This window comes from Actinomycetota bacterium, from assembly GCA_018830725.1.
Lineage (GTDB): Bacteria > Actinomycetota > Humimicrobiia > JAHJRV01 > JAHJRV01 > JAHJRV01.
Genome location: JAHJRV010000148.1, coordinates 1 through 2831, shown reverse-complemented (window position 1 = coordinate 2831; position 2831 = coordinate 1). Strand labels below are relative to the sequence as shown.

At 33.2% G+C, this 2831-nt stretch carries 6 protein-coding genes; all 6 read left to right on the top strand.

The annotated features are described in order from the left end of the window. Nucleotides 1–254 precede the first annotated feature (254 nt). A complete protein-coding gene (locus tag KKC53_06730; protein MBU2598841.1) occupies nt 255–431 on the top strand; it encodes a hypothetical protein in 177 nt (58 codons plus the stop codon). A gap of 172 nt (nt 432–603) precedes the next feature. Then, complete coding sequence (locus KKC53_06725; protein MBU2598840.1) at nt 604–1083, top strand: hypothetical protein; 480 nt, start codon at nt 604–606, stop codon at nt 1081–1083. Nucleotides 1084–1263: 180 nt separating this feature from the next. After that, on the top strand, nt 1264–1404 hold the full coding sequence (locus KKC53_06720; GenBank protein ID MBU2598839.1) for a cyclodeaminase/cyclohydrolase family protein: 141 nt from the start codon (nt 1264–1266) through the stop codon (nt 1402–1404). Between the two features lie 656 nt (nt 1405–2060). Then, entirely contained in the window at nt 2061–2246 is a 186-nt protein-coding gene (locus KKC53_06715; protein MBU2598838.1) for a hypothetical protein, read from the top strand. Between the two features lie 145 nt (nt 2247–2391). Beyond that, complete coding sequence (locus tag KKC53_06710; protein MBU2598837.1) at nt 2392–2514, top strand: alcohol dehydrogenase catalytic domain-containing protein; 123 nt, start codon at nt 2392–2394, stop codon at nt 2512–2514. After that, nucleotides 2501–2662, top strand: coding sequence for a HEAT repeat domain-containing protein (locus KKC53_06705; protein ID MBU2598836.1), 162 nt, complete (start codon nt 2501–2503; stop codon nt 2660–2662). Before KKC53_06710 ends, KKC53_06705 begins: the two co-directional genes overlap by 14 nt. The last annotated feature ends 169 nt before the right edge of the window (nt 2663–2831 follow it).

Here is a 2831-nt window from a genome sequence, read left to right as displayed (position 1 = left end):
TCGCCATGAAGGTCGATTTAATGTCTGGTGTACAAAAAAGGGCATAGCTCCCGAAACCTTCTCAGGGATGAAATAGTAGGGTTTTTGGAGATAGTATGATAAACTCGGACATTTCCACAATACGACCAACAGCGTATAACAGCGGGTGTATATAGCTTCACCTTCGGCTACGCCCAAATTACCTTATCGGGCAACTTCATATACTTGTGAAACGTTATATGTAATGACCGAGCAAACAAAAACAGAGAAATGTAATGAATTTTGAAAAGATATTAGAATATTCTAAAAAGCCAAATATTTTTGAAAAAAGTACAGCACCATTTTGGGATGATCCACATATTTCAAAACATATGTTAGAAGCTTATTTAAATTCAAATTGGGATGTAGCAAGTAGAAAAGAAGTAACTGTTGAAAAAACAATAAATTTGTAATCAAAAAAATATATTCAGAAAAAAAAGTTAATTTTAGATCTTGGTTGTAGACCAGGTTTATATACATCACGGTTAGTTCGCCTGTCCCTTTGATAAACTCGAAAGGAGGTTTTTTGCGATGAGAAAGAATACACTATGGCTCCTGCTGGTAATGTTAGGGTTAATCCTCTACTTGGCAGCTTGTGGGCCCAGAGCTTCCACCACGCAAAAGGTCGAGGAAGCACCGCAGCTAAGATACCTAGATAAAGATACCTACATAGAAGAAGTTGTTATAACATTAGAGCTTGTCCGTGGAACGCTTAAAATAGCTGGTGAAGCCAGTAGAGATCTTGCAGATGGTCGAATGACTAGGCAGGAGTTTAGGGAGGTGGTAGTGTTAGGAAGACATAACCTAGAAAGAGCCAGAGTTGATATGAGTGGTGTAGTCCCACCATCTGAAGTTATTATTGCGAAAACTACATTTGAAGATATGCATGATGAGCTCATTAGTGGGATAGAGTGGTATATAAAAGCATTTGATGAAATGATCAAGTATGGAGATAACGGTCGTATATCGCATATCAATAAAGCAACAGATTATATTGAAAATTATGGAAACCCCTATATCAATGTTGTAACTACTGAGTTGCGGATTGCTCAAAAAAAGCAGTAGGAACTGTCAAACCTCCAGACGATCTTCTTCCAATATTGACAACCCCGAGGGGAACGTTATCGGAAATTGTTGGCTAACAAATAAGAAGGTGAAAATATGTATAAATGGAACGCGAAAGATTACCAAATCTTACTTTTGAGGTGAGGGATGTAAAAAATCTGAGTTTCAATGGTGAATTTGATGTTGTTTTATCAGATGCTACTCTTCACTGGGATAAAAGGAGCATCTTTAAACATAGATATAAATTTGAATGAGATAGAGGACAAAAATTATATAATTGAAAAGAAAAAGGAATTAAATAGAATCATCAGAGTTTTATAAGTTTAAATAAAAGCTGTAGGGGAGAAAAAGGGGTAAAAATTAAGAAAGAGGAAGCTGAAACTATTGAAAAAAAGAAATATATTTTGTAGAAGAACATCCTCTTTTAACTAAAGAACTTTTTATTAAAACTACTGTTTATTTATCTATAAAAGAAAGTTAATTCTTACAAAACTCAGGAATTGAAGCTAAACTCACTGGAGGAGACAAAATACCTAAGAATATGATTATAAGAAATTTTGTAACTATTTTTATTTTAAATTGTTTTTACAAGTAAGTATATTCTCTATTTTTTACATTTGGAAATTATAATTTTAATATTTTTTTATAAGTTTACTTGTAAGTTATAAATAGAGATATTAAACTTTATATTATTAGTAATGATAAAATATATTTAATCATAATGTTGAGTGGGGAGGGGATGAAATCATTATCTTTAGATACAGATAACTTAAAATATTTAGTATTTATTAAATATATAGCTGCTTAAGTTATTTTATAAGCAGCTATTTTTATTTGGAGGTGATTAGTAAAAAGATTTGTTTTAAAAAATTTATCACAATAATTTATAGGAGGTAAATATGGGAATATTTGATAAATTGTTTGGAAAGAAGGTTAATAAGGGCAAACAACCAATAACCTCCACTAAACAGGAGTACGTGATATGTCCAAACTGTGGAGCTGGTTATAACACCCAAATGGTCATGACATCTATCTTGATGAAATCACCTTTTATAGCAGACATGACTTCGTGGACAACCAGAATAATCTGTAGTTCGTGTCGCATAGAGTTCGGGATATCAGGTAGCTATAACAAGGTCTTTGGTCAACCAAGACCAAAATAGATGGGGAGGATAAATTTACTTCTTGAGTAAACTGTATGACAAAGACTCTTGCAAGAAGGAACAGACAATAAACGGGATTGACCAGTTGATCTCAACCTGCACCAGGAACGGTCTCCTTGATACATCCGTCATGTGAGATCGGGCTATTGAGCATGAATTTACTGGAATTATTAAAGAAGTCGGACTTAATGTCAGAAAATTCAAAGTATTCGACAGAGTGGTTGTAGCAACGGGAAAAACTTTTATTTGCGGCAATTGCTCTTGGTGAGATAGGAGAACCAGCTGTAGAGCCATTAATTTTAGCTCTTAAGAATAAAAATATTTTTGTTCGAAGGCGTGCAGCAGAAGCTCTTGAAAAAATAGAGGACAAGAGGGCTGTGGAAGCACTTACTCAAGCTCTTTATGATAATAGATAATTTTGTTCGGACAGCTGCAAAAGAGGCACTAGACAAGATCAGACAGAAATAAATTGAAAATAATTAGCAGTTAATAAATATCAAAAGGATAATAAAATATTTTTTAAAATTTGTTTTTTCCTTTAAAAGATTTAATGGGTTAATACTCTAATTATGAATATGCTAATTA